The sequence below is a fragment of the Pinirhizobacter sp. genome (assembly GCF_035317885.1).
Lineage (GTDB): Bacteria > Pseudomonadota > Gammaproteobacteria > Xanthomonadales > Rhodanobacteraceae > Pinirhizobacter.
This window is the reverse complement of sequence record NZ_DATHFX010000127.1, coordinates 1-5,342: the sequence shown is the minus strand read 5'-3', so window position 1 is coordinate 5,342 and position 5,342 is coordinate 1. Positions and strand designations below refer to the sequence as shown.

Sequence of the window (5,342 nt, the reverse complement as noted above, 5' to 3'; positions counted from 1 at the left end):
ACACGCCCGGCGATGAACTGACACTCGCCGGCGGCCAGGCCGGGCGACAGTTGCGCATGGGCGCGGGGCTGGTCGCCAACCCGCGTGCGAACCTGCAGCTTTACGGCGAGGGCACCTGGCGCACGGCGATCGGCAACCACGGGTTCCGTGGCTGGGCCGGCAACCTGGGCGTGCGGCTATCGTTCTAGTCTTAAGCTCAGGTCAGCCTGCGATCGAAAACCAGGGTCAACCCGAACGCAACAAAGACGGCGCCGGCGGCGCCGTCGATCCAACGCCGGGCTCGCAGGTAGCCGCGTCGGACGGCCGGCAAGCTGAAAATCGCCGCCACCACGGTGAACCAAAGGAAGGTCTCGACCGAGACCATTACCAGCAGACCCCAGCGCGTACCGGCGCTGGCGCCACTGCCGACCAGGGCGGAGAAGATGCTGGCGAAATACACCGCTGCCTTGGGGTTGGCAAGGTTGGTCAGCAGGCCACGGCGCAGCGCCGCCATCGCGTTGGATTCAAGCGCCACCGGCTGGGTGGGTGCCGTGGGTCGAAACGCGCCACGCAGCATCTGTACGCCCATCCAGCACAGGTAAAGACCACCAGCGACAGCAAGTAGCCGGCCCAACCACGCCAGGCGATACAACAGGATCTGCAGGCCAAGCAGGGCCAGGGTCGCCCAGACCACGACGCCGAGCGCAATGCCGGCGACGCCCGCCATGGCATCGCGCCGCGAGCGGCTGATCGCCATCTGCGAGACGAAGAAGAAATCGGGGCCGGGGCTCATCAGCGCCAGCAACTGGACAAGGGCAACGGTCAGGAACAGGGTCATAGGCCCATGATAGGCGGTCCGGGCGCTGGAACGGGGTCAGAGTTTGACTCTGACCCCCAACTTGCCCCCGGGCACGGCGTCCTCTAACCTGCCGGTTTTTATGCATGGTGCCGGGATCGTTCCCGCCACGGGGAACCTCGATGCTCGAAGCACTCGGCCACATCGGTTTTGGCCTGTTCGGACTTGCCGTACTGGTACTGATCGCCTTTGCCTTCTCCAACAACAAGCGTCAGGTCGACTGGAAACTGGTCGTGACTGGCGTCGCGTTGCAGGTGGCTTTCGCCTTCGTGGTGCTGAAGGTGCCGGCGGGCCGCATCGTCTTCGACGCCATCGCCACCGGATTCGTGCGCCTGCTCGACTACGTCGAGGTGGGCTCGCGCTTTATCTTCGGATCCTTGCTGGACACGCAGAAATTCGGCGTGATCTTCGCGGTGAAGGTGCTGCCCACCATCATCTTCTTCGCCGCCCTCACCGGCGTCCTGTACCACATCGGCGTGATGCAGCAGATCGTCAAGGGCATGGCGTGGCTGATCACCAAGGTGATGCGCGTGTCGGGCGCCGAAACCACCAGCGTCTGCGCCAGCGTGTTCATCGGCCAGACCGAAGCCCCGCTGACCATCAAGCCCTACATCGAGCGCATGACCCAGGCGGAGCTGATGACGGTGATGATCGGCGGCATGGCGCACATCGCAGGTTCGGTCATGGCGGCCTATGTGTCCATGCTCGGCGGCGACGATCCGGTTCAGAAGGTGTTCTATGCCAAGCACTTGCTGGCAGCGTCGGTCATGGCGGCGCCGGCGACGATGGTGCTGGCCAAGATCCTGGTGCCCGAGACCCAGGAACCGCTGACCCGCGGCACCGTACGCATGGAAGTGGAAAAGACCACCACCAACATCATCGACGCCGCCGCCAACGGCGCAGGTGATGGCCTGAAGCTGGCGATGAACGTCGGCGCCATGCTGCTGGCCTTCATCGCGTTGATCGCCCTGGTCAATGCGCCGATCCAGTGGATCGGCACCCTCGGCGGCGACGGCAGCATCAACCACTGGCTCACCATGCAGGCGGGCCACCCGGTGAATTTGAGCCTGGAGACGATCTTCGGCTGGGTACTTTCGCCGGTGGCGTGGCTGATCGGCGTGCCCTGGCGCGACGCGAACCTCGTGGGCAGTTTCATCGGCCAGAAGGTGGTGATCAACGAGTTCGTGGCCTATGCGAACCTTGCCGGCCACCTCGACCAACTGCTGCCGCAGAGCCGGCTGATCGCCACCTACGCCCTGTGTGGTTTCGCCAACTTCTCCTCCATTGCCATCCAGATCGGCGGCATCGGCGGTCTGGCCCCAGGCCGCCGTGGCGACCTCGCCCGGCTGGGCCTGCGCGCGGTGCTGGGCGGTTCGATCGCCACCTTCATGACGGCGACCATCGCCGGCGTGCTCGAAGGGTTATGAGCGAAAAAATCCTGCCCAAGATGTTCTGCCCGTACCGTGGGTTCAATTTGATATCGCTACGGGCGACGCCGGGCTAACGTCGCGGCGCGATCCGGACATGATGTCCGGCGCTTCACGACAAGGATCGTTATATGTTCAATCCAGGCGCGGCTGTTGCCTCGCAATCAATCCCCGTGCCTGTTGTCGGTGCCAGTCGCACTTCCAGCGACGTCGGTGCGATGCTTAACAGCACCGGTAATACACCCGCGCCGTCAACCCGCCCGGCGGCTGTCAAGGAGCTGGCCCATGTCATCGGCATGGCTTACCGCAGCTACGACGATAACGCCGTCCTCATCCGGGGTGGGGGCGCCGAGTCGTGGGATCTCGACTCCGACCACGAGGCACGCGATGAGCGTCGGATCGCCCAGGCGCAGGCCGGCATCAACCCCGGCAGCTCGAGCCCGAGCGGTGTCGCAAGCACGGCCATTCTGCGGCTGGTCAAGGAAGGTTATGGTGCTTCTACGGCCAGGCATATACAGACGCTATATCCGGGCCTCGCGCATGGCGCTGCCGTTACCCCGAAGATACTTGCCAGGCTGCGCGTCGACCTGACCCCATCGAATCTCCGCACAAGCGGCTCATTCAGCGCCGATGTATCGGCACGAGCGCGGCAATACATAGTCGAGAACCTGGCTTGCGATCGCGCAGCGGCGCAGGCCGAATTCGAGACGGATCTCACGCGTGCCCTCTATGTCGTCGACGGCAAGGAAATTTCACGGCCCGGGTTGCCAAAGGAAGAAGCGCTGGCTAACTTCGAGGCCGCCATACCCGATCCCCGAACCCGCGAAGTCCTCCGGCACATCGCTTTCCAGGGCACCCTGGGGGATGTTCAGATTGCAGCAACCACCAGCGACGAAGTATTCAGTGGAGGCTACGGCACCACTAGCCCCCACCCCAGCTGGAGCAACCACGACGACCTGAAGTACGAGATCAGCCGTGCCGACAACGGCGATTACACTGTGGTCGCCGAGAATCGCCGCTACGCCAGCCGCACCTGCGATCCGCACATTGCCAGCCTCGACGACGCCCGACCGCTTGGCGCCGGGAGCCATTACGACGTACGCGTCGAGGTGACCGTGCCGGCGAGCGTGATTACGCAAGGACGCTTCGAAGAGATCAGCGTGACGTCGGCTTATGCGATCGATTTTCATCCGCCCAGCCCTGCAGCACCCGCCCTGGCGACCCTGCTGCACAACGTCCAGGACGACCATACGACGCTGGAGACGTTCATCGCGAACATCGACGACCTTCGTTGCGCGGTGCGACTGGAAATCGAGCGCCAGATCGGCAATGGGCTTCTGAGCCCGCCACGTAACGCCGAAGACTCCTGTGCACAGTGGCGCCAGATCGTGGGAAACGCTGCGAAAGACATCGCCTGGGACAGGCTCGAGCGACGTCCCGAGGCTTTGCTATACATGGCCTGCGCAATGCACGACGCGCGGAGATTCACCGAGCAACTTCCTGACAGCATGACGCTAATCGGCGACGCGGATCACTACGGTGTGGACGTGGACCGCTTCGATCTCATCAATGAGGCCACGGCTCCCTTCACCGTCATGCAACAAGCGGTCATGCCGGCGCTTGTCGACATCGCTTTCGGCGCTGATGCCCACGAGATCAGCGGGCAATTTGAGTTGACCCCGCAACGCGACCCGGCGACAACATCCGCCGAGACGATGCGGGTGTTACGCGATCGCTTCCGCGAACTAGGCTTGCTCGCGTGCGATCAACCCCCGCCCAGGGCAGCGCCGGCCATCACCGACGAGCCTGGCCTTCCTCGCCGCTTGGAAGACGGCACGCGTGTTATCGACATGGGAGACGTGGAACTGATCGTCGTCTTCGATAAGATGACGGACACTTGGCGCGTGGCAGATCCCACGGGGCATGCCACGGGGGACCACATGCTATTCGACGACAACACCGGGGCCTGGGTGCGACGGCCACCCAGCCTGCTCGGGGGCGCCACGCAAGCGACTGTCCGGCAATTGCGCGGTAACGGCCTCGCCAACAGCCTGGATGCCCTGTCCAGCCTGGTCGAGCTCGAACCGGGCGCGGCGGCAGGCATCCTGCTTCAGCCCGGTGTGCTCGATGCACTCGCCGCGCATGTCGCCGAGGCGTTGCCCTATAGCGCGAGGCAGCAACCGCACGCCGCCCTGCCGCTGCAGGTCGCCGCCGACATATGCCGCAAGGCATGGCGAGCCGATCAGACGCTGGGCCAACAGATCGTCGACGCTTGGCTCGCTCGCGAATCGTTGGCCGACTCGCCCATGGCGCGCCTGCTGGAACACCACTCGTTGTACCACGTGCAACCTGCCACGGATGCCGTCACCCTCCTCCTGGCGGATTTGTCGCGTTCGGAGGCCATGCGCCGCACTCTTTACGATCGTTTCCAAGCACCGACCGGTAGGCGCAAGCGACTGGCAATCCACCTCGAAAAAAGCCCTGCCCTCGATGACGACACGTTCCGCAAGCACATTCGTGGGCGCCTTGCCGAAGCAGGCGTCGTAGCCAGGTACCGGAGCAAGCGCACGCTCACTCCAGAGCAGCACGACGATCAACTCAAGCGCCGTCGCGTGCCGAACGCGGACGAACTGCGCGCGTGCGCGACAGCCGTCACCGAGCGCACGCACTTCAACGAGCAGGAAGCCGTTCAGATGCACGAGGCGGCGCTCGACGCTGCGGCTAACGTCGCAAAGCGTGATGCGGAAGAAGCCATCAAGCGAGCGATCGTCAAGCGAGAGACGGAGGAACACCGTTACCGGTTGTGTATGGCGATGGACCAGGGTCACGCCGCTTCGCAGCATCGCCGCAAGGTGGACAACGAAGAGCGCGAGCAACGGCTTTCCGCGGACCACCATGAGGGTCAGCGATTGGCCATGGCTGAGCGTGCGGCGAGACAAGACCGCGTGAGTGCCGCCATCGCGACGCTTGGGCACGGGCTAGACCTCGCGCACCGCGAGCGGGCGGCGATTGCTTCGCGCGAACGCGAGCGGGTGGGCTGGCTTGCCATCGACAACAGCAACCGGAGCGGTGCGACGCCG

General features: G+C 64.4%; 4 protein-coding genes. 3 read left to right on the top strand and 1 reads right to left on the bottom strand.

Annotation, left to right across the window (positions count from 1 at the left end; all coding sequences use genetic code 11):
- Window positions 1–188 (top strand): autotransporter outer membrane beta-barrel domain-containing protein (locus VK519_RS03935; protein WP_324347837.1); only part of this gene is annotated, 188 nt, incomplete at its 5' end.
- Window positions 189–196: 8 nt separating this feature from the next.
- Here VK519_RS03935 and VK519_RS03930 read toward each other — a convergent pair.
- The gene (locus VK519_RS03930; RefSeq protein ID WP_324347836.1) at window positions 197–817 is read right to left on the bottom strand and encodes a homoserine/threonine efflux transporter; all 621 of its coding nucleotides are present in this window, start codon (window positions 815–817) and stop codon (window positions 197–199) included.
- A gap of 140 nt (window positions 818–957) precedes the next feature.
- On the opposite strand from VK519_RS03930, the gene VK519_RS03925 reads away from it, so the two are divergent.
- The gene (locus tag VK519_RS03925; protein WP_324347835.1) at window positions 958–2,262 is read left to right on the top strand and encodes a NupC/NupG family nucleoside CNT transporter; all 1,305 of its coding nucleotides are present in this window, start codon (window positions 958–960) and stop codon (window positions 2,260–2,262) included.
- Between the two features lie 131 nt (window positions 2,263–2,393).
- Window positions 2,394–5,342, top strand: a 2,949-nt coding sequence (locus VK519_RS03920; protein WP_324347834.1) for a hypothetical protein, incomplete at its 3' end; no start/stop codon positions are given.

Excerpts from the sequence above, each read along its gene's own strand:
- VK519_RS03925 (WP_324347835.1), top strand. The coding sequence starts at position 958 with ATGCTCGAAGCACTCGGCCACATCGGTTTTGGCCTGTTCGGACTTGCC.
- VK519_RS03930 (WP_324347836.1), bottom strand. The coding sequence starts at position 817 with ATGACCCTGTTCCTGACCGTTGCCCTTGTCCAGTTGCTGGCGCTGATG.